The following is a 25,048-nucleotide window of genomic DNA, read 5'->3' on the forward strand; positions in this document are numbered from 1 at the left end:
CGTCCGCGCCGTGCCGGCCGGACGGGCAAGGGGAAGACGAATGCGCTACGGCGAACTTCTGACGGCGGGCGTTCTGGCGCTTTTTTCCATCTACCTGATGTGGAAGAGCACGGAACTGCCCATCGGCTTCATCGAGGGCAGGGGGCCAGGCGGCGGTGCCTGGCCTTTCTGGCTTTCGGCCATCATGCTGCTGAGCTGCATCCTGGTCATGGTCAAATGGTGGCGCGGGACCTCTCCCGCCTCGCAATCGGATGAACCGTTTCTCGACGGCTATGGCTGGCGCACGCTGGTCCTGGTGGGGGGCGGGCTCCTGGGCTTTGTCGCGCTCATCGACGTCTTGTCGATGTATGGGGCGATCGCGGTCTTCCTGATCTACTACCTGCGGTTTCTCGGGCGGCATTCCTGGGCCCTGACACTGGTCTTTGCCATCGTGGCCCCCATCGCGCTCTTCTTCTTCTTCGAAGGGGCGATGCGCATCACCATGCCGAGCGGCTGGTCCTTCACCGACCCCGTTTTCGACATCCTTTACGACATCATCTACTAGGCGCGCCTCATCATGGAAATTCTCGGCCTTCTTGGCGACGGCATGTTGATCGCGCTCCAGCCGGTCAACCTGCTTCTGATCGTGATCGGCGTGACCGTCGGCCTGTTCATCGGCGCGATGCCGGGGCTTGGCTCGGTCAATGGCGTGGCGATCCTTTTGCCCATCACCTTTCTCGTGCCGCCCACGGGCGCGATCATCTTTCTTGCCGCGATCTATTACGGGGCGATGTATGGGGGGGCGATCTCGTCCATCACCTTGGGCATTCCCGGCGCGTCCACGGCGGTGGCCACGACCTTTGACGGGCGACCACTCGCCATGCAGGGGCGGGCCTCGCTCGCGCTGGTGACGGCGGCCATCGCCTCCTTCATCGGGGGGACGGTCGCCAATATCATCTTCACGGGCTTTGCCCCGCTTCTGGCGGGCGTGGCGCTCTCTTTCGGCCCGCCCGAGATCTTTGCCCTGATGCTTCTGGCCTTTGCGACCTTCGTGGGGCTGGGCAGCGACGATATCCCCAAGACGATCTTCTCGATCTGTTTCGGCCTTGTCCTGGGGGCCATCGGCTTTGACCAGATTTCGGGCGCACCCCGTCTGGTCCTGTTCGACATGACGGGCTTCTTGCAGGGCATCGGCTTTCTGGTGCTGGCCATCGGCGTCTACGGTCTGGGCGAGATGATCTGGACCATCGAACAGACGCGCGGCGACGTGGAAAACACCACGCCCCGCATGACGGCCAAGGGCATGGCCGAGGATACGGCGGAATCCTTGCGCCGGGGCTGGCGCGGGACCACGATCGGCTCGCTCATCGGTTTTTTCGTCGGCATCCTGCCCGCCGCCGGCGCGACACCCGCCTCGCTCATGTCCTATGGCGTGACCAAGATGATCTCGCGCCGCCCGCAGGATTTCGGGCGCGGCAGCGTCGACGGCGTGGCAGCGCCCGAGGCGGCGAACAATTCCGCCTCCACGGGTTCCATGCTGCCGATGCTCACCTTGGGCATTCCCGGCTCGCCCACCACCGCGATCTTGCTCGGGGGCATGGTGATCTGGGGCCTGACGCCCGGACCGCGCCTGTTCGTCGACCAGACGGAATTCGTCTGGGGCCTGATCGGGTCCTTCTACATCTCGAATGTGGCGGCGCTCGTGATCAACCTCGCCTTCATCCCGGTCTTCATCTGGATGCTCCGGATGCCCTTCACGATCCTCGCGCCCGTGATCTTCGTCCTGTCGATCATCGGCGGCTATGCCGCGACGCGCGACATGTTCGACATCTGGATGATCCTCGTCTTCGGGATCGGGGCCTTCGTGCTGCGGCGGATGGATTATCCGCTGGCGCCCGCAGTTCTGGCCATCGTGCTCGGCCCCATCGCGGAACCGACGCTGCGCCAGTCGCTGCTTCTGTCCGGGGGCGATCCGATGATCTTCCTGAACCGTCCCATCGCGGCCCCGATCACGATCATTGCCGTGATCTTGATCCTCCTGCCGCTGGTGAAACTTTTCAGAAAGAAAAAGCCCGCCTGAGAAAGGGTTTCGTAACCTTTCTTAAAGGCCGTGAACCAAAACCGCCGCCCCTGCATCGCACGGGCGGCGGTTTCTTTTGGTCCCCTCACTCCGCCGCGCGGAGCGGTGTCTTGGGAGGCTCTTCCGGGGTTTCCTCCGCCGTCTCCGGCTCGGCGACAACGGATTCCTGCGGGCTTGGGTCCTCGTCCCAGTAGATCGTCGGGTTCGTCGTCCGCCGCGCCTCGCGCATCAGCGCGTAATCCTGCGCCCGCCGGCCAAGCCCTTTGGCCCCCATCCGCGCGATCCAGCGCGCCGCCCAGCCAAGGATCGTCCAGAACCAGATCCGCAGCGCCAGAAGCGAGGGCGTCACAACCAGCGTCAGCACCGTCGCGATGCCAAGACCAAAGACAACCGCCGTCGCCAATTGCTTCCACCACAAGGCCGTGGGGCTGTCGATCGTGTAACCCCCGTTGGCGAAATCGAGGCTGATGCCGAACATCATCGGCGCAAGCCCCGCCATCGTCGTGATCGTCGTCAGCAACACCGGCCTGATGCGCGATTCCGCCGTCCGCGTGATCGCCTCCAGACGCGGCATGTAGCGGGCGTATTCCTGGTAGGTGTCGATCAGGACGATGTTGTTGTTCACCACGATCCCCGCCAAGGCGACGATCCCCGTTCCCGTCATGATGATCGAGAATGTCTGGTCCATCACCAGCATCCCGATCAGCACGCCCGTGGTCGACAAGATCACCGCCAGAAGCACGAGGATCGAATTGTAGACCGAATTGAACTGCGCCAGCAGGATGATGAACATCAGCCCCAGCGCCGCGCCAAAGGCTTGTCCCAGGAACGCCTGGCTTTCGGCCTGTTCTTCCTGATCGCCCGCCCATTCCCAACTGACCGAAGCGGGCAGGGGGTTTTCGCCCTGCAACCATTCCGTCAGCATCGCGATGCGTTCATTCGCATTGACCGGCGACAGCGTCAGATCGCCCGCGCGCAAGCCCTCGGCCAGCGCCTCGCCCGTTTCTCCGGGCGGCAAACGGTAGATCGTGTAAGCCGTTTCACCCAAGGTGAAATCCGCTGTTCCGCCCTCCGCGATGGTGGACAGGTCGCGGATATAGCCCCGCGTCTCGCCCGCGCCATCCACGACCCGCGACAGGCCCGCCACCACATCCGCCTTCACGTCGAAGACGCGCGATTGGTCGATGCGCTGGATCTCGGCCAGTTGCGGGGTGGGCGTGTAGGTGACGAAATTCGACAAGGGCACTAGCCCGTCGCGCGTGCGCACCCTGAGCGTGTCGAGCGTCGACAGGACCCGCGCATCCTCGGGGAAGCGGACGCGGATCTCGATCTCCTCGTCCGAACTTGGCACCCGCATCGTATCGAGCAAGATGCCCCGCGTGACCAGCTGCACCATCGCCCCCACGGTCGAGACATCGGCCCCGAACCGGCCCGCAGCCTCCACATCGACATCGATCTGCCAGTCGATCCCGGGCAGCGGCAGCGTATCCTCGATCAGGGTCAGACCCGCCAACTCCTCGAAATAGGCGCGCGCCATCCGGGTCGCGGCCTGCAATTCTTCCCAATTGTCGCCCGACAGCCGCAGGTTGATCGGCTTGCCCGCGGCCGGGCCGCGCGATTGCGAGAAAATCTCGGTCCGGATACCCGGCAATGCGTTCAACCGTGCCTGCAACCGATCGAGGATCAGGTCCCCATCCTCGCGCGCGCCCCAGGGCTCGAGGTCGAGCTGCACCTGGCCGATCGTGTCGGACGGGGCCGCGACGCCGCCGGTGTTGTTGTTCAACCCGCCTTCGCCCGCAAAGGCAAAGACGTCGCGCACGCCCGGTTCCTGCAGCACGATCGCCTCGACCTGCTGGACCAGCGCGTCCTGTTCCGCGACCGACAGGTTGCCGCGCGCGCGGACATAGACGATGGCGTTTTCCGGCTCGCTCTCGACGAAGAATTCGACGCCGTTGTTGTTGGCCCCGAAATAGCTGAAGGTCGCCATGACAAAGCCGATCACGGCGACGATGGTCACGACCGGCATGACCGGGTTGCCCACGATGGAATGGATCACCCAGCCAAAGGGCGTGCGGCGGTAGCCGGCCTCGACCGGTTTGGCACGCCGCGCGATCTGCACGCTGCCCAGCATCACCGACATCAGGGCCGAGGCGATGACGAACAAGATCACCCCCGGCGCCATGCGGATCATCGCGGGCGCGTCTTCCGCCACCGCGACCAGAACGCCGGGATTGATCGTCTGAAGCGCGGCAAGGAACATCAGGTAGCCCACCGCCACCGTGACAGCGACCCGCGCCGCATACCACGGCACCAGCGCCGTCACGACAGCGCTGCCGCGATCCACGATCCGGGTGAACCGTGCCGCGACCCCGCCCAGAACAGGCAGGTAGATCAGCGCCACGATCAACGAGGCCGACAGCACGAAGATCATCGTGACAGGCAGCATCCCCATGAATTCGCCCGGAACCCCCGGCCAGAACAGCATCGGCAAAAAGGCGCAGAGCGTCGTCGCGGTCGAAGAGACGACTGGCCAGAACATCCGCTTGGCCGCATCCGTATAGGCCTGCATGGGCCGCGCGCCCGCCTGCAGCCGCTTGTCGGCATATTCCACGACCACGACAGCGCCATCGACCAGCATCCCCACCGCAAGGATCAGGCCGAACATCACGATGTTGGAAATCGCGACCCCCATGATCCCCAACAGGACAAAGGCCAGCATGAAGGAGGTAGGGATCGCGAAACCGACCAGCATGGCCGACCGCGTGCCAAGGGCGGCCAGAACCACGATCATCACCAGCGCGATGGCCGTCAGCACCGAACCCTCGAGCTGGCGCACCATGTCGCGCACCGTCACCGATTGATCGAGCGTCGTGGTCACATGCACCGATTGGCGCAGATCCTCGGGCCAGGTCGCGCGGACCTGTTCGACCGTCTCGCGCACCAGTGCCGAGGTGTCGATGATGTTGAAGCCCTGCCGCTTGACCACCTGCAGCGCGATCGAGGTTTCGCCGTTGAACCGCGCCGTGCCCAGCCGATCCTCGTAGGTCAGGCGGATATCGGCCAGTTCGCCCAGCGTGACGACCCTATCGCCGTTCACCGTGATCGGCAGCGCATAGACATCGGCGGAACTGTCGAAACTCGACGGGATCTTGACCGAGATCGCGCCGTTTTCGGTCGTGACCTCGCCCGCGGCGATCAACTGGTTGTTGTTGACGACCGCGTTGACCAGATCGGCGGCGGTGACGTCATAGGCCTCCAGCGCCAGCGGATCGAGGATGACCTCGAGCATCTCGTCGCGGGTGCCGGCAAGACCTGCCTCCAGAACGGGCGTCAGCGATTCCAGCGCATCCTGCATCTCGGTCGCAAGCCGGATCAGCGTGCGTTCGGGCGCGTCGCCCGACAGCGCCACGATGATGATCGGAAACTCCGAGAAATTGATCTCCGAGATCTGGAAGCTTTCGGCACCGGCCGGGAAATCGGCCTCGGCCCGGCTCATCGCGTCGCGCACATCGGCGATGGTGGCCGATTTGTCCCAGCCGAATTCGAATTCGAGAAACACCCCCGCGAACCCTTCGGAGGCGGTCGCCGTGATCGTGGTCAGCCCGTCCAGATCCTGAAACTCGGCCTCCATCGGCCGCACCAGCAGCCGCTCGCTGTCCTCGGCCGAAATGCCGGGGAAGGGGACCGAGATGAACAGCCCCGGAATGTCGATGTCGGGCTCGCCCTCCTTGGGCAGGCCGACATAGGCCGCCGTGCCCACGGTGAGCGACAGGATGACAAATGCCACGATCATCCGGGCGCGGCTGGCCGCCCAATCGATGAGGCCGATCATTGCGTCCGCTCCGATTCATAGGTCACGCGCACCGCGACCCCGTCGGTCACGAATTCCTGGCCCACCGTGATGACATCCGCCGTCTCGGGCAGCCCGGTCAGCCAGACGCCATTGGCCGTGTCGCGGATCATGCGGACGGGGACGAATTGCACCATTCCGTCAACCACGGTCCGAACCCCCAACGCGCCCTCGTCGCTCAGCGTCATCGCCGAGGCGGGCAAAAGATGCGCGGGCATCCCCTCGCTCTGGATCAAGATATCGGCGGTCTGGCCATCCCGGATCGACTGGTCGGCATTGGGAACCGTGATCTCCACCCGGAAGGTGCGGGTCTGCGGATCGGCCGAGCGGCTGACGAAACTGACCTCACCCGTCACGTCCCGCCCCGAGGCCAGATGCGCACCGGCCCGCGCCCCCAGCATCACGCGGTCCACATGCGCCTCGGGCACGAACCCCACCAGCTTGATCGGGTCGAGCTGGATGATCGTCGCGCAGGGCGCGCCCGGCTGCATCAGGCTGCCCAGCTCCGCCGTGTCGCTTTCCAGCAGGCCCGCAAAGGGCGCGTGGATGGTCAGGCGGTCCAATTCCTCCTCGGCGCGGATCACGGCGGCCTCGGCCGCGCGGATACCGCTTTCGGCGGATTGGATCGTGGCCTGCGCGCTTTCCACGCCCGCCGCCGCCGAAGAAACCGCCGCTTCTGCCGATGACACGCCCGCCACCGCATTGGCCGCCCGCGTTTCCGAGGCAAAGCCGCTTTCGCTCAACCGCGTGGCGGCATTGCCGTCGATCCGGGCCGCCGCAAGGGCCGCTTCGGCCTCGGCCTGCCGGGCGCGGGCCAGGGGCAGTTGCGCCCGGGCTTCGGGCAGGCGGGCCTGCGCTTCCAGAAGCCGCGCCTCAGCCTCGGCCAAGGCCGACAGCCGCGTGCCAGCGTCGATCTCGCACAAAAGCTGGCCTTCGCTCACCTGCGCGCCCGCGCGCAACGGTTCGGACACGATCCGCCCCGAGGTCTCGGCTGCAACCACGACCTGGCGCAACGCCTCGGTCCGGCCGCGCAGCACCACGGCATTTTCCGTCACCTGCGCCTGCGAGCGCCGCACCACCACATGCACGCGCTCATCGGCTTCGGCCATCGCATCGCCGGATTGGACCGGTGTGCCATCCTCCGCCCCGGTCGTCGCCTCGAGGGTCTCGCCGCCGAACCGACCGGCAAAGGACAAAAGCGTCTCCCGGTCGAGGATAAGAAAATACAATGCAACGCAAACCAGCGTCGCCGTGATGATCGGAAAAATGCGCATTCCTGTCCTCTTGTTCGGCTTGGCCGGTCCCACGGCTGGCCCTTCCCGGGCCCACGTCCGGCCATCGGTTCGCGGTCTGGCTGGGTCTACGCTGAACCGACCGGTTCAGATTAGATTTTTCACGGCCTTCGCGCAAGACTGAACTAATCCGTTCAGATCGTGGCGCAAGAGGTGCCGCCAAACACCCTCTTGTGTGGTGCGGGCCTTGCGGCGGCGGCCCGCCTCGGGCTAAGACGCGGGCAACTTTGGGTATCCCGGCACGGCTGGGGCGGGGGCAGCATGGCCAACAGCGACAGTTTCATCGACGAAGTCAGCGAAGAGCTTCGTCGCGACCGGCTTTTCGCCTTGATGCGGCGTTGGGGTTGGGTGGCGGCGCTCGTCGTGGCTGGCATCGTGGGCGGCGCGGCCTGGGTGGAATACCAGCGCGCGCAGGACCGTGCGATGGCGCAAGCCTTCGGTGATGGCCTGCTTGCCGCGCTCGATCTTCCCGACCCCGAGGCCCGCGTCGCAGCCCTCGATGCCATAGAGGCCGAAACGCCGAGCGCCCGGATGCTCGTCGCGCTGATGGCCGCGGGCGAAGTGGCCCAAGGCGGCCAGGATGCGGCCGCCGCCGCCCAGCGTCTGCGCACCGCCGCCGAAGCGGCCGATCTGCCCCGACAGTATCGCGATCTCGCCTTGTTGCGCGCCGAGATGCTGGCCCCCTCCGATCCGGCCACGGCGCGGCTGGTGCTGGGCGCGCTGGCAGAACCCGGCGCCCCCTTCGCGGCGCTCGCCGAGGAACAACTCGCGCTTCTCGACATCCGGGACGGCGATCTCGAAGCCGGTCTTGACCGCCTGCGCGGCCTGGAACGCAGCTCTGCCGCCACGCCGGGCTTGCAACAACGCGCGTCTCAGTTGATTGTGGCGCTGGAAGCGGGATCGCAGCTTGTCGACACCGCGCCCGAACCGGTCGCCCCACCCGAAACGGTGGCGCCCGCGGGCGCGGCCGAAGACGCGGCAGATACCGTTCCCGCAACGGACGAGGGCGCGGCCGCAACCGGAGACGACACGACACCCGAACCCGCGACCGGGGCAGGGACGACGACCGAGACCGAGACCGAGACCGAGACCGAGACCGAGGCAGGGGCCGCCGAACCGGCGCCCGCCGCAAGCAACTGAACCGCCGCCAGGGCGGAAGAACAGGAAGGCCGGGGCAGATGAGCGTGCGCAAGGGCAGAGTGTCGACCCACCGTTTCGCGCGGATTGCCGTCCTTGGCGTCCTTCCGGCGCTTGTGCTGGCCGCCTGCGAGCGCGACACGGTTCTGCCCGGCGAACGCTTCGGAACCCGCACCGCGCTCGAGGCGACCTTGCCGGGCGAGGATGGCCGCGCCGCCGCCTCCGATCTCGTATCCACCGATGCGCCCCGTGCCATCAGCCTGCCCAGCCCGACGCGGCTCGCCGATTGGCCAAGCCGGGGCTACAGCGCGGCCAACCGCTTGCCGCACGGCACCTTGTCGGCCAATCCCGCCGAGATCTGGGCCACTTCCATCGGCAGCGGCAACAGCCGCCGCAACCGCATCGCCGCCGATCCGGTCGCAGGCGGCGGACTGGTCTACACGATCGATTCCGGCTCCCAGCTTCAGGCCACCTCGCTTGCAGGCGGAGCGCCCGCATGGATCACGAGCCTTGTTCCCGATTTCGACCGCGGCGCGAATGCCTCGGGCGGTGGCCTCGCATTGGCGGGCGACAGGCTTTACGCCACCACCCCATATGGCGAGATCGTGGCGCTCGACGCCGCGACGGGTGCCGTGATCTGGCGGCAGCGTCTTGGCACCGTTCTGGGCGCGCCGACCGTCTCGGGCGGGCTTGTCTATGTCGTCGGTCGCAATTCCGAGGCCTGGGCGCTCGATGCCGATGATGGCCGCCAGCGCTGGCGCATCCCGTCCTCGGACGTGCCCTCCGTTCTGGTCGGCGGCTCCGCGCCCGCCGTGGCCGATGGCCGTGCGATCTTCCCCTTCCCCTCGGGCGAGATCGTGGCGGCGATGCCCAATACCGGCGTCGCCTTGTGGAATTCCTTTGTTGCGGGTGGGCGTCTGGGCACGGCCTATGCCGGGATCAACGACATCACCTCCGACCCCGTGATCGTGGGTGGCACGATCTATGCGGGCAATCAGGCGGGCCGCGTCGTGGCGATGAATGCGCGCACCGGCACCCGCAGCTGGACCGCGACCGAAGGGGCCTATTCCCCGGTCGTCGTCGCGGGCGATGCCGTCTTCTTCGTCTCCGACCGGAACGAGCTGATCCGGCTCGACGCCACCGACGGCAGCCGCGTCTGGGGCACGGAATTGCCGCTCTACCAGCGGGACCGCCCCCGGCGGCGCGAGGCGGTCTTTACCCATTACGGCCCGGTTCTGGCCGGTGGTCGACTGGTCGTCGCCTCGGGCGATGGGCTGATCCGTTTCTTCTCGCCCGAAAGCGGCGATCTGACCGGCACGATGGAATTGCGCTCTGGTGCTGCCGCCCACCCGATCCTGGTCGAAGACATGCTTCTGGTCGTGAGCGAGGATGGGCGTCTGCACGCCTATCGCTAGGGGTCAATCGAACCACGCGATCCGCGTCGCGTGGTCGATCCCCAACCAACCGCCCGCGACATAGGCCAGCCCCCGCGCGGCATTGACCCAGATGACGACGCTTTCGCGCAGCATCCAGCGCCATGTGGACAGGCTCTGGCGCGCTGTCACCTGCACGGGGTGCAGCTGCACCTCCCGATATCCCGCCAGCCGAAAGATCACCGCGCTCCGGGGCAGGTGAAAGGCATCGCTGACCAGAACCACCCGGCGGTTCGTCTCGGGCAATAGGGCGAGGGAATAGACCGCATTCTGGATGGTCGAGCGCGCCACATCCTCCCGCAGCGCCGCATCGGGCGGCAGGCCAAGGGCGATGGCGTGCCGCGCCATGGCCCCGGCGGTGGATTGCCCACCCGGACCCGCGCCGGTGAAAATCACCACGGGTGCCACGCCTTGCGCCTGCAACTCCGCACAAACCCCCGCCCGCCGGGCCGAGGCCGCATCGGGCAAAAGGGGATCGTCGCGCGCCACGCCTGCGCCCAGACAGATCACGGCATCGGCAGGCAAGGGCAGGGGGCCAGGGCGCGCCAGCATCAGCGCCGCCGCAACAACGGCCAGGAAGGTCAGGGACCAGAGCACCAGACCCAGCAGCGCCACCCGCCCCAGAGTGCGCCCGATCCCTTGCCCCCGTCCCGGCCCTGATCGCGCCATGGGCCAAACCCTAACTGGTTACACTAACCACGCCTTCCGCGCGCTCACGCGACCGTTTCGCGCGGTCTTGCCGTGATGTCGCTGCTCAGGGATCATTGTGCAAGGGACAGGTACTTTTCGCCATCACCCTTGATCACCTTCCGGTTTCGCGAGAATTCACGGAATTTCTCGGAACAACCGGGCACGATGCGGTCATGGAGTTCGACGAAAACGACCGGGATCGTTTCGAGCGTCCCGCTATCGTTCAGAAACAGGTCAAGCTCCGCCCCCTCGATATCGAGCTTCAAAAGGCCGATGCGCTCGCCATCCTCCAAGAGATCGCTCAACCGGAATGCGGGCACTTCGCCCAAAAACGCCTGTTCGACATCGCCATCATGGTCGGGAATGGTCGAAAACCCCCATTCCCGGCTGCTGCGGTTGAAGAGCTTGATCGATCTTTCCGCCCCCCCGACAAGCGCGCCATGGATAATCCTGATATCCGGCCTGTTGCCCAGGTTTTCCCGCAAGATCCGTATGTTGTCATCCGACGGCTCGACGATCACGAGCTTTGCTTTCGGGAAAAGCGCCTTCAACGCCATGCCGGAGGCACCGATATAGCCCCCTGCATCCACGATGACGCCCGCGAAATCCGGCTGCAGATGGCCCCGGATGATGTCGAATTCTCCTGACAGACATTCCATCGCGACCTTCAGGTCGGTTGTCCCCTTGCGGATCGTCAGCTCTTGACCTGTCAGCGTGATCCTCACCTGTGATCCACGCCGTGCCAGCCTGTAAGTGACAAAAGACCCCAAACCCATCTGCCTGAGCAGGTCGATCTGTCTTGAAATCTTATGGACGACCTTGAACATCACTGGTCTCCGATGGCGCGGAACGGTCACGGCTTGGCCTGGCGCACGGGAGGGGGGCAACAGGGGTCGCTGTCACTCCCACTCGATCGTTCCGGGCGGTTTCGAAGTGATGTCATAGGTGACGCGGTTGATCCCCTTGACCTCGTTGATGATCCGCGTCGCGGTTTCGCCCAGGAAATCGTGGCTGAACGGATAGTAATCCGCCGTCATCCCGTCGACGCTCGTGACCGCGCGCAGCGCGCAGGCGTAATCATAGGTCCGCCCGTCCCCCATCACCCCCACCGTCTTGACCGGAAGGATGGCGACAAAAGCCTGCCAGATCTCGTCATAAAGCCCGTGCTTGCGGATCTGGTCGATGAAAACGGCATCCGCCTTGCGCAGGATGGCAAGCTTGTCGCGCGTGATCTCGCCGGGGCAGCGGATCGCCAGACCGGGGCCGGGAAAGGGGTGGCGGCCGATGAAGCTCTCGGGCAGGCCCAATTCGCGGCCCAAGGCGCGGACCTCGTCCTTGAACAGTTCGCGCAAGGGCTCGACCAGCTTCAGCCCCATCTTCTCCGGCAGGCCGCCGACATTGTGGTGCGACTTGATCGTGACCGACGGGCCGCCCGAGAAACTGACCGATTCGATCACATCGGGGTAAAGCGTGCCCTGGGCCAGGAATTCCGCCCCCTCGATCCCGTCCGCGTAATGCTGGAACACGTCGATGAAGAGCTTGCCGATGGTCTTGCGTTTGACCTCCGGGTCGGTGACGCCCTCGAGCGCGGTCAGGAAGCGCTCGCTCTCATCGGCATGGATCAGGGGAATGTTGTAATGATCGCGGAACATGGTCACGACCTGCTCCGCCTCGTTCTGCCTGAGAAGCCCGTGATCGACGAAGACGCAGGTCAACTGGTCGCCGATCGCCTCGTGGATCAGCACGGCCGCGACCGAACTGTCGACGCCCCCCGACAGGCCGCAGATCACCTTGGCATCGCCCACCTGCTCGCGGATGGCGCGGATCGCCTCCTCGCGGTAGGCTTTCATCGTCCAATCGCCCTTGAACCCCGCCAGCCGCACGAAATTCTCGTAAAGCTTCGCGCCATTGGGCGTGTGATGCACCTCGGGGTGGAATTGCACCGCGTAGAACCGCCGCTCCAGATCGGCGGTCATCGCAAAGGGCGCACCGGGCGAGACACCCAGAACCGCGAAACCCGGCGCGATCTCCGACACGTGGTCGCCATGGCTCATCCAGACCTGCTCGCGCCCGGTATCCCCGAACCAGCCGGTCAGGAAATCCGACGCCTCGCCCGCCCGCTTGACGAAAGCCCGCCCGAATTCGGCCGTGGCATGTTCGCCCGCCTCCACCTTGCCGCCCAGATCCTGCATCATCACCTGCTGGCCATAGCAGATGCCCAAAATCGGGATGCCGCGCGCATAGACCGATTGCGGCGGCCGGGGCGACCCCTCCCGCGTCACGCTGTCGGGGCCGCCGGAAAAGATCACGGCCTTGGGCGCGAAATCGTCCAGAAAGGCATCGGTGACATTCTGGTAGGGGTGGATCTCGCAATAGACATTCAGCTCGCGCAGGCGGCGGGCGATCAATTGCGTGACCTGGCTGCCGAAATCGATGATCAGCAGGCGGTCATGGTCAAGCGGGTCTGGCGTGGCGGATGTGCTCATGGACCCGCATTAGAACCCGGCGCGACCCCGCGCAAGCCCGCGGCGCGGCCCGCATGTCGCTTTCCCCCGCAAGGTGCCGCAATCGACCCGCGGCTTTGCGCCCCTGCGCGTTAGGACAGCGCCAAAGGCATCACCTCACCAAGGGGGCAAAAGATCATGGCGGCAGCGGAACAGACGGCACGGCGCGGGCGCGGTGGTGGCGGGGCTGCACGGCGCGCCGAGCGCTCTGCCGTCAGCTTCGAGACCGCGCGGTTCATCGAACGCAACATCCCCAATTTCGAGATCCTGACCGCAGAGGCGCTCGAGATCATCGAGACAAATGCCGAAACCATCCTCGAGGAAATCGGCGTCAATTTCGTCGAAAACCCCGCAGCGCTCCAGCGCTGGCGCGAGGCGGGGGCCGATGTGCAGGGCGAACGGGTCCATATCCCGCGCGGCCTTGCGCGCAAGCTTTGCGCCACAGCCCCCTCGCGGTTTACCCAGATCGCCCGGAACCCGGCCCGAAACGTCGAGATCGGGGGCAATTCGCTGGTCCTCGCCCCGGTCTATGGCCCGCCCTTCGTGCGCGACCGCCTGGGCGGGCGGCGCTATGCGACCATGGCCGATTTCGAGATGTTCGTGAAACTCGCCTACATGTCGAAATGGCTGCACCATTCGGGCGGCACGGTCTGCGAGCCGACGGACGTGCCGGTCAACAAGCGCCATCTCGACATGCTCTACGCCCATATGAGCCTGTCGGACAAACCCTTCATGGGATCGGTCACCGAACCCTCGCGCGCTGCCGATAGTATCGAGATGGCGCGCATCCTCTTCGGCTCGGACGTGGTCGATACGCATTGCGTGATGACCTCGCTCATCAACATCAACTCGCCGCTCACCTTCGACAGCGTGATGATGGGGGCCTTGGAACACTACGCCGCCGCGGGGCAGGCCTGCATCGTCTCGCCCTTCATCGTGGGCGGCGCGATGGCGCCCGTCTCCGTCGCGGGCACGCTGACGCAGGTTCTGGCCGAGGTTCTGGCCGGCATCGCCTACAGCCAGCTCGTGCGCCCCGGCAGCCCGATGATTTTCGGCGCCTTCGTCACCTCGATCGACATGAATTCGGGTGCCCCCACCTTCGGCACGCCCGAGGCGTCGCAGATCACCTATGGCGCGGGCCAGCTGGCCCGCCGCCTGAACCTGCCCTACCGCTCGGCGGGCAGCTTCAACGGGTCGAAACTGCCCGATGCGCAGGCCGCCTATGAATCGGCCAATTCGCTCAATGCGGGCCTCCTGTCGGGCGTGAATTTCATGCTCCACGCCTGTGGCTGGCTCGAGGGGGGGCTTGTCGCCAGCCCCGAGAAATTCGTGATGGATGCCGACCAGCTCGGCATCTTGCACAAGCTGGCCGAAGGCGTTCCGGTCGATGCCAATGCCCAGGCCATGGACGCGCTGCGCGAAGTGGGGCCGGGGGGCCATTTCCTGGGCTGCGCCCATACGCAGGCCAATTACGCCACCGCCTTCTGGCGCACGGGCCTTCTGGATTACAAACCCTACGAGACCTGGGCCGAAGAAGGCGCGCGCGACACCGAGGCGCTGGCCTCGGCCAAGCTCGACAAGATGCTGGCCGATTACCGCCAGCCCTATCTCGACCCCGCCACGGACGAGGCGCTCAAGGCCTACATGATCCAGAAAAAGGCATCGATGCCCGACGCCTTCATCTGAGCCCGTCGCGCGGCGCAAGGGCTGCAATCGCCTTGCGCCGCGCGCCTCCGGGCTGCCGTCAGCTCAGACCACCGAGCGCGCGGCACACAAGATCGCGCTCATCACCTCCACGTGGCGGGTCGGCGAATAGCCAAGGCCCCCGCCCAATCGCGCGGCGTTCAGCCGGTCCTCTTCGGCCAGAAGCGTGGGCAGGGGGCGGCGGCGTGCCCGTCTTTCGGCATCGCCCGTCAGCGCGGCCATGCGCGCTGCCTGAACCAGCAGGCCCGGCCTGCGCATCCCGGCAAGGGTGGCGATCACGTCGGTCATCTTGGGCAAACCTTTCGGAACATGAATCCTGTTCCGCCAGCCTGACCTGCCCGGCAGGGGTGTTGCCGATCATTTTATCCACCGGTCGCTGCCCCGCTATCCGTTTACAAAACGGAAACAAAATCTGGATTATCCACAGATTTTAACCATTCGGTAATCAATTCCCCGAAAATCTGCCTCCGTTATCCGACCACGAGGGAGGTGGACCCATGACATCGGCCTCGGCTGATCACGGCAGCCCTTTGCCTGATCGAACCCCACCCTTTCCGGTCCTGCCCGGATGGGTGCCGATCTCCACACGACAATATCTGGCGCATACCGCGCGCGGCCTGTCGTTGCGCGACATCGCCCGCGTTTCGGGCGAGGCGCCATCGACCATCTGCCGCCGCGTCCGCCGCATCGAAGCGCGGCGCGAGGATCCGCTCTTCGACGAGGCGCTCACGCTCTTGCTCGACGACGCCGGACAAGCCGCCCCGCACAGTGCCGGGCAGGACCCCGACGGATTTCTCCAGAACGACCAGCCAAAGGAGTCCCAGACCATGACAGCCCCCTTCCGGTCGCCGCTCGGCGACGAAGGCACGATTGCGCGCGAGGCCCGCCGCATTCTGCGCCGCCTGTGCGAAACCGATGCGGTCCTCGCCGTGGCGGCCGATCTCGACAAGGCCGTAGTGCTGCGTCCCGGCCCGGACGGCGAACAGACCCGCACCGCCGTGGTGGATCGCAAGATCGCGCAGGCTTTCGCGGTCAAGGATTGGATCGCCTGTCTCAAACCCGGTCGTGTCGCCCGCTACACGATCACGGCGGCGGGCAAATCCGCCCTGCGCCGCCTGATCGACGAGGATCGCCGCCGCAGACACGAGGCGCTCGGCTTTGCCGAGGCCACGACCGCCTTTCAGGCCCAGCACATGCGCTGGGGGCAGGCCGATGTCGCCCAGCCGGGCGGGGGGGCGCGCAAGATGCGGGTGAACCTCGCGGAATCGCCCCTGACCGTGCTCGCCCGGCGCAAGGACAACGACGGCCGCGCCTTTCTTGCGCCCGCCCTCGTCCAGGCCGGTGAACGCCTGCGCGAGGATTTCGAACGCGCCCAGATGGGCCCCCGCGTCGGCCAGAACTGGGACCGCTTCCTGACCGGCGGCGATCGCGGCGGGTTCCTCAACGACAACGGCCTGGCCGAGGGTCCGCGCGCCGCCCGGCAACGTGTCTCCGATGCGCTCGACGAGCTGGGGCCGGGCCTGTCGGACGTGGTCCTGCGCGTCTGCTGCTTCCTCGAAGGGCTGGAATCAGCCGAGAAACGGCTGGGCTGGTCGGCGCGCTCGGGCAAGATCGTGCTCAAGATCGGCCTGCAGCGCCTGCTCAAGCATTACGAGGAGCGCTACGGCTTCGTGCCCGCCTTGCGCGGCTGATCTCTCCCATTCATATCAAATCCAACCGAAAGGCGGGTTTGCATGTTGCGCAAGGCCCCTGCGCCGAAATGCACATGCAGACCCGTTTCGAATGCGCTACATAGGGCCAAGACCGACCAGAGAGGCCCCGCCATGCGCGACCTGAAGATCCCCGAACAGCGCCACCCCGAAAAGGCGCATCGCCCCGACAATGCCCAGCCCAAGAAACCGAGCTGGATCCGCGTCAAGGCACCCGTGGGCAAGGGCTATCAGGAAACCGCCCGCATCATGCGCGAGAACAAGCTCGTGACCGTCTGCGAGGAAGCGGGCTGTCCCAATGCCGGCGAATGCTGGAGCCAGGGCCACGCCACCATGATGATCATGGGCGACATCTGCACGCGCGGCTGCTCGTTTTGCAACATCGCCACCGGCAAGCCGCAGGCGCTCGACCTGTTCGAGCCGGGCCGCGTCGCCGATGCGGTGGCCAAGCTCGGCCTCAACCATGTCGTGATCACATCGGTCGACCGCGACGATCTCGAGGATGGCGGGGCGGAACATTTCGCCATGACCATCCGCGCGATCCGCAAACGCGCGCCCGACACCACGATCGAGATCCTGACCCCCGATTTCCTGAAATGCGACCCCTCGGTCCTTGAAACCGTGGTCGCGGCGAAACCGGATGTCTTCAACCACAACCTCGAAACCGTCCCGGGGCTCTACCCCTCGGTCCGGCCCGGCGCGCGCTATTTCCATTCCCTGCGGCTCTTGCAGCGGGTCAAGGAACTTGACCCCACCATGTTCACCAAATCCGGCATCATGGTGGGCCTGGGCGAAGATCGGCAATCGGTCCTGCAGGTCATGGACGACATGCGCGCGGCCGATGTCGATTTCCTGACCATCGGCCAATACCTGCAGCCGACGCCGAAACACCATGCCGTCGACCGGTTCGTCCATCCCGACGAATTCGCGGCCTATGAAAAAGCGGCTTATGGCAAGGGCTTCCTGATGGTCTCGGCCACGCCGCTCACGCGCTCCTCCTACCATGCGGGCGACGATTTCACCCGCCTGCGCGCAGCGCGTCTCAAAAAGCTCGGGATGGCCTGAGGCGTCACTCGCCCGCGGGCGGCAGCGTCTTGAGATAGGCGGCGATGGCCAAGCGGTCCGCCTCGGGCAGCATGGCCATGTTGCGGATCACCGACACCATATGCCCGCCCGCGCTGTCGAAATCGGGGGTGAAGCCGTCGTTCAGATAGGCCGCGATCTCGCCCACCGACCATGTCAGCCTGTCCGGCGTCAGCGCGGGGATCGTCCCCGACCCGGACGGGTTGGGTGCCCCCGCCATCCAGGCCGACCGATCAAGCCCCCCCAAGGCGTCGCGCGGCGTGTGGCATTCCGCGCAATGCGCGAGCGCCTCGACCAGGTAGCGCCCGCGCGCCTCCTCCGCGTCCAGATCGCCCGCGAGGGCAAAATCATCTTGCAGGTTCAACAGGTTCCAGACACCCACCGCCCGCCGGATCGAGAAGGGAAACCCCACCTCATGCGCCAGGCTCGGTACCTCCGAGGGCGGCAAACCCTGCCAGAACGCCCACAGATCCGCCAGGTCCTGCCGCTCGGCCAACCGATAGGCGGTATAGGGAAAGGCCGGGTAATAATGCCGCCCCTCGGGGCTTGTCCCTTCCTGAAGGGCGGTGACGAAATCGGCAAAATCCCACTCCCCGATCCCCGCATCGGGGTGGGGTGAGATATTGGGCGCGACAAAGGTCCCGAAATCCGACGCGAACCGCTGGCCCCCGGACAGGATCAGCCGATCCTCGCCCTGGGCCCCTTCGGCGGCATGGCAAGACGCGCAGCCCGCAGCCCAGAACACCGCTTCCCCCGCGACCGGATCGCCCGCCAGCCCCGCCAGCGCGCTGTCAGGCACAACTTCGGGGCGCGTCACCAACAGGCCTGCGGCCAGCACCGCAAGCCCAAGGGCGGCCAGATAGGTCAGAAAGGATCGCATCGGAATGGTCGGGCCGGTGGCCGCCTCGGGCGACCGGCCCTTTTCCTTCATCACATCGGCTGGCGATAGGCGTCGTGGCAGGCCCCGCAGGTGCCGCCGACCGCACCGACCGCTGCGCGCATCGGCTCAAGCCCCGTGCCTGCAACCTCGGCCAGACCCTGCGCCGCCGCGCCGAAGGCCTGCCATTTCGCGACCACGTCGGGCAGGTTCTCCCAGATCGCGGGCAGGGCGCGGGTGCCGTCGATCGACATGTTGTCGGTGCCTTCGGGCCAGTGAAAGCTCTGGTCCAGCATCGAAATGGCAACCAGGTTGTCGGCGGCTGCCTGCGCCGCCTCGGCATCATATTCGGTGTTGCCGCGGGCCATGTTGCCCACCACGCCGATATTCAGCGCCATGATCTGGAACTGGCCCTGACGGGCCTGAACCGCGGCGGGCACATCTTGTGCCAGCGCGGGAAGGCCAATCACGGTGCTCGCAACAAGGCCAATGGTCAAAAGGGTGGAACGGGCGGTCATCGAATGGCTCCCTTCGGGTGGCAAGGTTCACGGTCGTCCGATCCCCACGCTACCGTCTCTCCATCACGGGTCAACAAACGCTATTGTGACTTCGCGCAGGGTGATGGTGCGCGAATCCCCGTGCCGCCCACCTCAGGAGGGGTCGGCGCCCATCCGCACCTTGCCGATGAAGGGCAGGTTGCGGTTGCGCTGCGCGTAATCGATCCCGTAGCCCACCACGAATTCATCGGGGATCTCGAACCCGATCCAATCCGCCTTGATCGCCACTTCGCGCCGCGACGGCTTGTCGAGCAGCGCGATGGTCTTGAGCCGCGCAGGCCCCTTGGACCGCAACAGGTTCACCACGTGATGCAGCGTATGGCCCGTGTCGACGATATCTTCGACCACCAGAACGTCGCGCCCCGCGATCTCGCCGCGCAGATCCTTCAGGATGCGCACCTCGCGCGAACTTTCCATGGCATTCCCGTAGCTTGACGCCTCCAGGAAATCGACCTCGACAGGCAGGTCCAGCTCCCGCACCAGGTCCGCGATGAAGATGAAGGAGCCGCGCAACAGCCCCACCACCACCAGCTTGTCCGTGCCCGTGAAATCCGCCTCGATCTCGCGCGCCAGGTCCTCGATCCTTGCCGCGATGGCCTTGGCCGAAATCATCTGGACCACGTCATAGGCCGTAGCCTTGCCCGCGCCCGTGCTTGCCTGCGCCATAATGCCCCCCGGCCGATACGGCCCGAACCTCTTGATCTGCCGCGCCGCTTTTATGACATGGGGGTCACGGAAGAAAGACGAAAGCAAAGATGCCGACACATGCCGAAACGCGGGCGCTGCCCTACAGCCCCGAGCAGATGTATGCGCTTGTGGCCGATGTGGCGCGCTATCCGCAGTTCATCCCGTGGATCAGCGCCTCGCGCGTTCGCTCCATCACGCCCGAGGGCGATCACGCCGTGATGCTCGCCGACCTCGTGATCGGCTTCAAGATGTTTCGCGAACGCTTCCTCAGCCGCGTCACCCTGTGGGAGGAGGATCGCAAGATCGACACCGAATATGTCGACGGTCCCTTCAAGCACATGATCTCCACCTGGGCCTTCACCCCCGCGCCCGAGGGCAAGACCGGCTGCGAGGTGCATTTCTCCGTCGATTTCGAATTCCGCAACAAGATCCTGCAAGGCGCCGCCGGCCTCTTCTTTCACGAGGCGATGCAGCGCATCGTGCGCGCCTTCGAGGCGCGGGCCGAGGCGCTCTATGGTCCCGGCGGCGGTGCCGTCACGGCCTGACGCCTGCCGCTGCGGGCGGGGCCGGCCCTAATCCTCGGGCGGGATCAGGCGGATTTCTCCCTCCTCCTCCAGTGCGCGGATCGCCGCGACAACCTCGGCCATGGCCGCTTCGCCCTCGTCGGGGCGGGGCTTGGGGCCGGTCGCAGCCTCGTCGCGGATCTGTTCGGCCAGCCGCTTGGACATGTTCTCGAGCAGGAATTCGACCGCCAGCGGGGCCGCGTCCAGCCCGCTTGCAACGGCGCGCGTGACCACCTCGGGATCGACGCGGCGCAGGATGCGGGGCACGTCCTTTCCCTCCACCCGCTTGGGAATGTGCTGAAAGGTAAAGATCGCCTTGCGCACCTCGCCCGCGAAGCCCGCATCGCGCGCTTCCAGCCCGCCGAGCAGGCTCTCGCGGAGCGCTGCACTGACCGCGTTCAGGATCGCGCCCACCCGGTCGACCGGCCCGATGCGGAATGCCGGTTCAGCCTCTGCCGCCAGTTGCGCGGCCAGCTGCGCGCCGATCCGCTCCACCATCACGGGCGTCACCGTCGCCGTCAGCGACACGGCATGGGCGATGACCTGCGCCCGCGCCTCGGGCAGGCCTGCCAAAAGCGCCGCAGCCTTGGCCGCGCCCAGCTTGGACAACAGGATCGCCGCCACCTCCGCGCTTTCGCTCAAGAGCAGCGGGCGCAGCCTGTCGGGCTCTGCCGTCGCCAGCCGCGTCCAGGGATCGGTCGGATCGCCTGCTTCCGCTTCGGCGCGCAGCCCGTCCCGCGCGATAGGCGACAGATGCGGCTCCAGGAGCGCCAGCGCCCCGGCAAGCCCGTTCGGCCCCGCAAGCGCCAGACCATCCAGCCGCGCGGTGAATTCGCCCACGACCTCGGCCAGAGTGGCGCGGCTGATCGGTCCCAACCCCGCCATCGCGCGCGCCAGATCCGCCTGCATCGCGGGCGACAGGCGGTCGAGCCCCGGCGCCACGTTCTGGCTGAGCAGCAGACGCACGATCACCGCAGCCTTCTGCCGCGATCCCAGCCGTTGCGGCATCTCGACCACGCGCATGCCGCCGATGCCGGTTTCGGCATCACAAATCTCCTGTTGCAGGCCCATGACCCACCCATCCCTGACAAAGCTCACCCAAGGGTTAATCTGCGGGGCAGGGGTTAACGTTCCGCTTATGGAAGGGGGTCAAACGACAAGGATTTGTTTAGAATTGGCTCAGTAATCGAAACCATCGACCGCCCCTTGGGCGATGGCCTCGGCCAGCGCCCGTTCGGGCCAGCTGCCGACCCCGCCGCGCGCGCGGATCTCGGCCAATTGCCCCTGCGCACGGTCCGTTGAGCCGAGGATCAGGTAAGCCATCCCGAGATAGGAGCGCGCCAGCAGGTTGTCGGGATCGACAGCCAGCGCCCGGTCGTAGAAGGCCAGCCCCCGCGACATGTATCCCAGACTGCGCGTCGAATACCCGATATAGGTCAGCACCATCGTATCCTCGGGGTCCGGCGCGCGCGACAAAAGCGCCAGCGCATCGCCATGACGCCCGGCATGGGCCAGCTCCCGCGCCGTCGCGATCAAGGCCTCGGGATCGGTGACAAGCCCGCTTTCGGCGATGGGAAGGCAGAGCGCCTCCTCGATATCCCAGACTGTCCCTTCCGGGCAGACCGTCGTGGTGGGGGAGGAGGCGGGCACCCCCTCATCCTCCGGCCCAACGCCCAGAACGATGCCGGGAACCAGCATCAGGACACAGCCAAAGATCCCCGCGCGCCTGTTCATCAAACCGCCCAACTTCCGCAAAACGAGGTTGAAATCATGGGGTATAAAGGACGAAGATCAAATGACATCTCCATGACAACAAAAGAGAAACCGCGCGCGACCGGTGTGGTCACGCGCGGCGTGGTCTTGTCTGGTCTGGCGGCGTGGGTCAGCTGGTCGCGGTGGTGACACAAGATTGCGAGGCCGCATCCCATGTCGTGCCCTCCGCACAGCTCATGGTGACCTCATGCGCCCGGCCCCAGGAACATTCCGCATAGGCAAAGCCGGGAAGGGCGGTCAGAACGAAAGCGGCAAGAAAGGTCTTGATGCGCATCATCGCGTCTCCTGTTTCAGCTGCGGTCTGGTCGTCTGTTGCAGATGAAAGGGTAGCACGGAGGCGCGAAAAGGCAACGATCTTGCGCCAAACGGCGTGAATCATTGCCTTTCTTGCTGAAATCGCGGGCAAAAGCGGCGCCGCGCGCCCTCAGCTTTCGCCAAAGACGCGGGCAAAGATCGTGTCGACATGCTTGGTGTGGTAGCCCAGATCGAATTTCTCCTCGATCTCGGCGGGGCCGAGCGCCGCCGTCACCTCCGCATCTCCCAGCAATTCCTCGCGGAAATCGCGGCCCTCTTCCCAGACCTTCATCGCGTTGCGCTGCACCAGCCGGTAGGCATCTTCGCGGCTCACGCCTGCCTGCGTCAGCGCCAGAAGCACGCGCTGCGAATGTACGAGGCCGCGGAACTTGTTCATGTTGGCGATCATGTTGTCGGGATAGATCACCAGCTTGTCGATCACCCCGGTCAGGCGCGCGAGCGCGAAATCCAGCGTGATCGTGGCATCGGGCCCGATCATCCGCTCGACCGAGGAATGGCTGATGTCACGCTCATGCCAGAGCGCCACGTTTTCCATCGCCGGCACAACGGCCGCGCGCACCATCCGCGCCAGACCCGTCAGGTTCTCGGTCAGGACCGGGTTGCGCTTGTGCGGCATGGCCGAGGAGCCTTTTTGCCCCTTTGAGAAAAACTCTTCCGCTTCAAGCACTTCGGTGCGCTGCATGTGGCGGATCTCGATGGCGATATTCTCGATCGAGCTGGCGATGACGCCCAGCGTGGCAAAGAACATCGCGTGCCGGTCACGCGGGATCACCTGGGTCGAGATCGGCTCGGGGCGCAGGCCCAGCTTCTCGCAGACATGTTCCTCGACCCGCGGATCGATATTGGCGAAGGTGCCGACCGCCCCCGAAATCGCGCCGGTGGCAATCTCCCAACGCGCCTTTTCCAGCCGGTTCCGGTTGCGCTCCATCTCGGCGTAGAACCGGGCAAAGGTCAGGCCCATGGTGACGGGTTCGGCATGGATGCCGTGGCTGCGCCCGATGCGCACCGTCATCTTGTGTTCCATCGCACGACGCTTGAGCGCGGCGAGGAGCTGATCCAGATCAGCGAGGAGCAGATCGGCCGCGCGCATCAACTGGATGTTGAAGGTCGTGTCGAGCACATCCGAGGATGTCATCCCCTGGTGGACAAAGCGTGCCTCGTCCGCGCCCACGATCTCGGCCAGATGGGTCAGAAAGGCGATCACGTCATGCTTGGTCACCGCCTCGATCTCGTCGATGCGGGCCACGTCGAATTCCACGTCCTGCGCCTTCCAGACGGCCTCTGCATTGGCCTTGGGGATCACGCCAAGCGCTGCTTGCGCGTCGCAGGCATGGGCCTCGATCTCGAACCAGATGCGGAACTTGGTGGCGGGTTCCCAAAGGGCGACCATCTCGGGGCGGGAATAGCGGGGGATCATGGGCAGGGCCTTGCGTTCTGGACGGGGTTCGCGCTCTCATAGGGGCAGGGACGGAAAGGAACAAGGTGAGCACAGCACGCAAATGGACGCGGGCGCTTGCGGTCGCCCTGATGCTCGCGCCGCCGACAGCCATGGCGCAGGCGCAAGGCGACAGCGACCTTGCCGCCATTCTCGTGAGCCATGACATCGTCTATGACGGTGTCGCCTGGGAACGCCATGCCGCGAGCGGCCGTATCGTCTTGCGCAGCCTGGAGGATCCCGATGGCACGACCAGCCTGGGCGAATGGCAGATCGTCGAGGGTGCGCGCTGCCTGCGCTGGCGCCCTGCGATGGACTGGGAATGCTATGCCGTCGAGCTGGACGGGGCAGGGGGCATAACCATGACGGACGCCTTGGGGAATGCGATCACGGGGCGGCTTGTGCCGCGATGATCGCGCTTGCCGATCTTGAGGGGCGCTGGCGCCTGACGCGCCGGATCGAGGATTTCCGCACCAGTCAGACCGGCATGCTGGAAGGCACCTGCCGATGGTTGCCCGATGGCCATGGCCTCAGGCAGGAAGAAACCGGCATCCTGCACTTCGGCGATGCGCCGCCGATGCAGGCCAGCCGGGTCTATCTGTGGCGACAGGAGGGCGCGGATCTGGCCGTGTTTTTCGAGGATGGGCGACCCTTTCACCGGCTGTCGGATCGGCTGTCCGACCGGCATCTGTGTGATCCCGATACCTATGACGTGGCTTATGATGTCGCCCGCTGGCCCGATTGGACGCAATCCTGGCGGGTCACCGGGCCGCGCAAGGATGCGCGGATCGTCAGCCGGTTTCAGCCCTTGGCGTAGCTGCGGGTTATGGCGTTCTGGGCGGCGGCGGACATGCCGCCAACCTCCATCACCAGCGCGCCCTGGACGAGGGTCAGCATCTCGGCGGCCCGCTGCTTGGGTCTTGGCGTGGCCTCGGGCAGGCGGGTGGCGATCCAGTCTACCTGTCCGGCCAACAGACGGCGCGCGGCCGTGCCATGATCGGCATCGCCCCGCGCCGCCGCCGACAGGATGTCGAGCCAGACGCGCAGGTAGGGCCGAAAGGTCGGCGTCTGCAAGAGCGCCACGGTCTCGGCGGCGCAGGCGGCCTCGGTCGGCGCGGGGGCAGGGGGCAGGGCAGCCGCCATGGCCGACAGGATCTCGGTCACCAGATGATCGAGCAGCTCGGCCATCAATGCCGCTTTCGACCCGAAATGATAGATCAGCATCCGGTCCGACGTGCCCGCCGCCTTTGCCAGTGGCCGCAGGCTTGCCCCCGCAAGACCGGTTCCCCGCACATGGGCCGACATGGCAAGGAGGAGATCGGCTTTGTCGAGGCTTGTCATGGGTCCGTGTCGATCCTTGCGTGTTCGGGATTGTCCCAC

Annotated in this window: 24 protein-coding genes; 10 read left to right on the forward strand and 14 right to left on the reverse strand. The window is 65.9% G+C overall.

Going from position 1 to position 25,048, the window contains the following annotated elements:
- The first annotated feature begins 40 nt into the window (after positions 1 to 40).
- Both AABA51_RS06330 and AABA51_RS06335 read left to right on the forward strand, forming a co-directional pair.
- Complete coding sequence (locus AABA51_RS06330; protein ID WP_338275546.1) at positions 41 to 544, forward strand: tripartite tricarboxylate transporter TctB family protein; 504 nt, start codon at positions 41 to 43, stop codon at positions 542 to 544.
- Between the two features lie 12 nt (positions 545 to 556).
- On the forward strand, positions 557 to 2,059 hold the full coding sequence (locus AABA51_RS06335) for a tripartite tricarboxylate transporter permease (protein ID WP_338275548.1): 1,503 nt from the start codon (positions 557 to 559) through the stop codon (positions 2,057 to 2,059).
- Positions 2,060 to 2,144: 85 nt separating this feature from the next.
- Here AABA51_RS06335 and AABA51_RS06340 read toward each other — a convergent pair whose 3' ends face one another.
- Both AABA51_RS06340 and AABA51_RS06345 read right to left on the reverse strand, forming a co-directional pair.
- The gene (locus AABA51_RS06340; protein ID WP_338275550.1) at positions 2,145 to 5,891 is read right to left on the reverse strand and encodes an efflux RND transporter permease subunit; all 3,747 of its coding nucleotides are present in this window, start codon (positions 5,889 to 5,891) and stop codon (positions 2,145 to 2,147) included.
- Positions 5,888 to 7,183, reverse strand: a complete 1,296-nt coding sequence (locus AABA51_RS06345) for an efflux RND transporter periplasmic adaptor subunit (RefSeq protein WP_338275551.1) — start codon at positions 7,181 to 7,183, stop codon at positions 5,888 to 5,890. Before AABA51_RS06345 ends, AABA51_RS06340 begins: the two co-directional genes overlap by 4 nt.
- Before the next feature lie 279 nt (positions 7,184 to 7,462).
- Here AABA51_RS06345 and AABA51_RS06350 point away from each other — a divergent pair, with 279 nt between their 5' ends.
- Together AABA51_RS06350 and AABA51_RS06355 are read left to right on the forward strand one after the other, a co-directional pair.
- Positions 7,463 to 8,341, forward strand: a complete 879-nt coding sequence (locus tag AABA51_RS06350; RefSeq protein ID WP_338275553.1) for a hypothetical protein — start codon at positions 7,463 to 7,465, stop codon at positions 8,339 to 8,341.
- A 38-nt stretch (positions 8,342 to 8,379) separates the two neighbouring features.
- Positions 8,380 to 9,753, forward strand: a complete 1,374-nt coding sequence (locus tag AABA51_RS06355) for a PQQ-like beta-propeller repeat protein (RefSeq protein ID WP_338275555.1) — start codon at positions 8,380 to 8,382, stop codon at positions 9,751 to 9,753.
- Positions 9,754 to 9,756: 3 nt separating this feature from the next.
- Here AABA51_RS06355 and AABA51_RS06360 read toward each other — a convergent pair whose 3' ends face one another.
- The 3 genes from AABA51_RS06360 to guaA all read right to left on the reverse strand — a co-directional run bounded on the left by AABA51_RS06360 (position 9,757) and on the right by guaA (position 12,947).
- The gene (locus AABA51_RS06360; protein WP_338275559.1) at positions 9,757 to 10,440 is read right to left on the reverse strand and encodes a YdcF family protein; all 684 of its coding nucleotides are present in this window, start codon (positions 10,438 to 10,440) and stop codon (positions 9,757 to 9,759) included.
- A 92-nt stretch (positions 10,441 to 10,532) separates the two neighbouring features.
- Positions 10,533 to 11,186, reverse strand: coding sequence for an FkbM family methyltransferase (locus tag AABA51_RS06365; protein ID WP_338275561.1), 654 nt, complete (start codon positions 11,184 to 11,186; stop codon positions 10,533 to 10,535).
- Between the two features lie 174 nt (positions 11,187 to 11,360).
- Positions 11,361 to 12,947: a glutamine-hydrolyzing GMP synthase gene (guaA, locus tag AABA51_RS06370; protein WP_338275564.1), complete on the reverse strand. Its 1,587-nt coding sequence runs from the start codon at positions 12,945 to 12,947 to the stop codon at positions 11,361 to 11,363.
- Positions 12,948 to 13,103: 156 nt separating this feature from the next.
- Here guaA and AABA51_RS06375 point away from each other — a divergent pair, with 156 nt between their 5' ends.
- The gene (locus tag AABA51_RS06375) at positions 13,104 to 14,651 is read left to right on the forward strand and encodes a trimethylamine methyltransferase family protein (RefSeq protein WP_338275568.1); all 1,548 of its coding nucleotides are present in this window, start codon (positions 13,104 to 13,106) and stop codon (positions 14,649 to 14,651) included.
- A 63-nt stretch (positions 14,652 to 14,714) separates the two neighbouring features.
- Here AABA51_RS06375 and AABA51_RS06380 read toward each other — a convergent pair whose 3' ends face one another.
- A complete protein-coding gene (locus AABA51_RS06380; protein WP_338275570.1) occupies positions 14,715 to 14,957 on the reverse strand; it encodes a DUF6477 family protein in 243 nt (80 codons plus the stop codon).
- 284 nt (positions 14,958 to 15,241) lie between these two features.
- Between AABA51_RS06380 and AABA51_RS06385 the strand changes: the two genes are divergently transcribed.
- On the forward strand, positions 15,242 to 16,360 hold the full coding sequence (locus AABA51_RS06385; protein WP_338275573.1) for a DUF6456 domain-containing protein: 1,119 nt from the start codon (positions 15,242 to 15,244) through the stop codon (positions 16,358 to 16,360).
- A 42-nt stretch (positions 16,361 to 16,402) separates the two neighbouring features.
- On the forward strand, positions 16,403 to 17,443 hold the full coding sequence (gene lipA, locus AABA51_RS06390) for a lipoyl synthase (protein ID WP_338275576.1): 1,041 nt from the start codon (positions 16,403 to 16,405) through the stop codon (positions 17,441 to 17,443).
- Between the two features lie 4 nt (positions 17,444 to 17,447).
- On the opposite strand, the gene AABA51_RS06395 is transcribed toward lipA, so the two are convergent.
- The 3 genes from AABA51_RS06395 to hpt form a co-directional block, all read right to left on the reverse strand.
- On the reverse strand, positions 17,448 to 18,341 hold the full coding sequence (locus tag AABA51_RS06395; RefSeq protein WP_338276462.1) for a cytochrome c: 894 nt from the start codon (positions 18,339 to 18,341) through the stop codon (positions 17,448 to 17,450).
- A 50-nt stretch (positions 18,342 to 18,391) separates the two neighbouring features.
- Positions 18,392 to 18,856 carry a c-type cytochrome gene (locus tag AABA51_RS06400; protein ID WP_338275579.1) on the reverse strand — a complete coding sequence of 155 codons (465 nt, stop codon included), beginning with the start codon at positions 18,854 to 18,856 and terminating at the stop codon, positions 18,392 to 18,394.
- A 132-nt stretch (positions 18,857 to 18,988) separates the two neighbouring features.
- Positions 18,989 to 19,561, reverse strand: a complete 573-nt coding sequence (hpt, locus tag AABA51_RS06405; protein WP_338275582.1) for a hypoxanthine phosphoribosyltransferase — start codon at positions 19,559 to 19,561, stop codon at positions 18,989 to 18,991.
- 89 nt (positions 19,562 to 19,650) lie between these two features.
- Here hpt and AABA51_RS06410 point away from each other — a divergent pair, with 89 nt between their 5' ends.
- On the forward strand, positions 19,651 to 20,127 hold the full coding sequence (locus AABA51_RS06410; protein WP_338275585.1) for a type II toxin-antitoxin system RatA family toxin: 477 nt from the start codon (positions 19,651 to 19,653) through the stop codon (positions 20,125 to 20,127).
- Between the two features lie 27 nt (positions 20,128 to 20,154).
- Here the strand turns inward: AABA51_RS06410 and AABA51_RS06415 are convergent, their stop codons facing one another.
- The 4 genes from AABA51_RS06415 to purB all read right to left on the reverse strand — a co-directional run bounded on the left by AABA51_RS06415 (position 20,155) and on the right by purB (position 23,650).
- A complete protein-coding gene (locus tag AABA51_RS06415) occupies positions 20,155 to 21,216 on the reverse strand; it encodes a FliG C-terminal domain-containing protein (RefSeq protein WP_338275589.1) in 1,062 nt (353 codons plus the stop codon).
- A gap of 108 nt (positions 21,217 to 21,324) precedes the next feature.
- The gene (locus AABA51_RS06420; RefSeq protein ID WP_338275592.1) at positions 21,325 to 21,879 is read right to left on the reverse strand and encodes a tetratricopeptide repeat protein; all 555 of its coding nucleotides are present in this window, start codon (positions 21,877 to 21,879) and stop codon (positions 21,325 to 21,327) included.
- A 148-nt stretch (positions 21,880 to 22,027) separates the two neighbouring features.
- Positions 22,028 to 22,195 (reverse strand): carbohydrate-binding module family 14 protein, encoded by a 168-nt coding sequence (locus tag AABA51_RS06425; protein WP_338275594.1) that lies wholly within the window; start codon positions 22,193 to 22,195, stop codon positions 22,028 to 22,030.
- Between the two features lie 147 nt (positions 22,196 to 22,342).
- The gene (gene purB, locus AABA51_RS06430) at positions 22,343 to 23,650 is read right to left on the reverse strand and encodes an adenylosuccinate lyase (RefSeq protein WP_338275597.1); all 1,308 of its coding nucleotides are present in this window, start codon (positions 23,648 to 23,650) and stop codon (positions 22,343 to 22,345) included.
- 65 nt (positions 23,651 to 23,715) lie between these two features.
- Here purB and AABA51_RS06435 point away from each other — a divergent pair, with 65 nt between their 5' ends.
- Together AABA51_RS06435 and AABA51_RS06440 are read left to right on the forward strand one after the other, a co-directional pair.
- Positions 23,716 to 24,081: a hypothetical protein gene (locus AABA51_RS06435; RefSeq protein WP_338275600.1), complete on the forward strand. Its 366-nt coding sequence runs from the start codon at positions 23,716 to 23,718 to the stop codon at positions 24,079 to 24,081.
- On the forward strand, positions 24,078 to 24,485 hold the full coding sequence (locus AABA51_RS06440) for a DUF6314 family protein (protein WP_338275601.1): 408 nt from the start codon (positions 24,078 to 24,080) through the stop codon (positions 24,483 to 24,485). Before AABA51_RS06435 ends, AABA51_RS06440 begins: the two co-directional genes overlap by 4 nt.
- Here the strand turns inward: AABA51_RS06440 and AABA51_RS06445 are convergent.
- A complete protein-coding gene (locus AABA51_RS06445) occupies positions 24,470 to 25,009 on the reverse strand; it encodes a TetR/AcrR family transcriptional regulator (protein ID WP_338275604.1) in 540 nt (179 codons plus the stop codon). The genes AABA51_RS06440 and AABA51_RS06445 overlap by 16 nt on opposite strands.
- Positions 25,010 to 25,048 lie beyond the last annotated feature (39 nt).

This window comes from Roseicyclus marinus (assembly GCF_036322625.1).
Classification (GTDB): Bacteria; Pseudomonadota; Alphaproteobacteria; order Rhodobacterales; family Rhodobacteraceae; genus Roseicyclus; species Roseicyclus marinus_A.

Bases quoted from the DNA above. Each gene is read 5' to 3' on its own strand.
- AABA51_RS06330 (WP_338275546.1), top strand. From the start codon at position 41: ATGCGCTACGGCGAACTTCTGACGGCGGGCGTTCTGGCGCTTTTTTCC.
- AABA51_RS06335 (WP_338275548.1), top strand. From the start codon at position 557: ATGGAAATTCTCGGCCTTCTTGGCGACGGCATGTTGATCGCGCTCCAG.
- AABA51_RS06340 (WP_338275550.1), bottom strand. From the start codon at position 5,891: ATGATCGGCCTCATCGATTGGGCGGCCAGCCGCGCCCGGATGATCGTG.
- AABA51_RS06345 (WP_338275551.1), bottom strand. From the start codon at position 7,183: ATGCGCATTTTTCCGATCATCACGGCGACGCTGGTTTGCGTTGCATTG.
- AABA51_RS06350 (WP_338275553.1), top strand. From the start codon at position 7,463: ATGGCCAACAGCGACAGTTTCATCGACGAAGTCAGCGAAGAGCTTCGT.
- AABA51_RS06355 (WP_338275555.1), top strand. From the start codon at position 8,380: ATGAGCGTGCGCAAGGGCAGAGTGTCGACCCACCGTTTCGCGCGGATT.
- AABA51_RS06360 (WP_338275559.1), bottom strand. From the start codon at position 10,440: ATGGCGCGATCAGGGCCGGGACGGGGGCAAGGGATCGGGCGCACTCTG.
- guaA (WP_338275564.1), bottom strand. From the start codon at position 12,947: ATGAGCACATCCGCCACGCCAGACCCGCTTGACCATGACCGCCTGCTG.
- AABA51_RS06375 (WP_338275568.1), top strand. From the start codon at position 13,104: ATGGCGGCAGCGGAACAGACGGCACGGCGCGGGCGCGGTGGTGGCGGG.
- AABA51_RS06380 (WP_338275570.1), bottom strand. From the start codon at position 14,957: ATGACCGACGTGATCGCCACCCTTGCCGGGATGCGCAGGCCGGGCCTG.
- lipA (WP_338275576.1), top strand. From the start codon at position 16,403: ATGTTGCGCAAGGCCCCTGCGCCGAAATGCACATGCAGACCCGTTTCG.
- AABA51_RS06395 (WP_338276462.1), bottom strand. From the start codon at position 18,341: ATGCGATCCTTTCTGACCTATCTGGCCGCCCTTGGGCTTGCGGTGCTG.
- AABA51_RS06400 (WP_338275579.1), bottom strand. From the start codon at position 18,856: ATGACCGCCCGTTCCACCCTTTTGACCATTGGCCTTGTTGCGAGCACC.
- hpt (WP_338275582.1), bottom strand. From the start codon at position 19,561: ATGGCGCAGGCAAGCACGGGCGCGGGCAAGGCTACGGCCTATGACGTG.
- AABA51_RS06410 (WP_338275585.1), top strand. From the start codon at position 19,651: ATGCCGACACATGCCGAAACGCGGGCGCTGCCCTACAGCCCCGAGCAG.
- AABA51_RS06415 (WP_338275589.1), bottom strand. From the start codon at position 21,216: ATGGGCCTGCAACAGGAGATTTGTGATGCCGAAACCGGCATCGGCGGC.
- AABA51_RS06420 (WP_338275592.1), bottom strand. From the start codon at position 21,879: ATGAACAGGCGCGCGGGGATCTTTGGCTGTGTCCTGATGCTGGTTCCC.
- AABA51_RS06425 (WP_338275594.1), bottom strand. From the start codon at position 22,195: ATGATGCGCATCAAGACCTTTCTTGCCGCTTTCGTTCTGACCGCCCTT.
- purB (WP_338275597.1), bottom strand. From the start codon at position 23,650: ATGATCCCCCGCTATTCCCGCCCCGAGATGGTCGCCCTTTGGGAACCC.
- AABA51_RS06440 (WP_338275601.1), top strand. From the start codon at position 24,078: ATGATCGCGCTTGCCGATCTTGAGGGGCGCTGGCGCCTGACGCGCCGG.
- AABA51_RS06445 (WP_338275604.1), bottom strand. From the start codon at position 25,009: ATGACAAGCCTCGACAAAGCCGATCTCCTCCTTGCCATGTCGGCCCAT.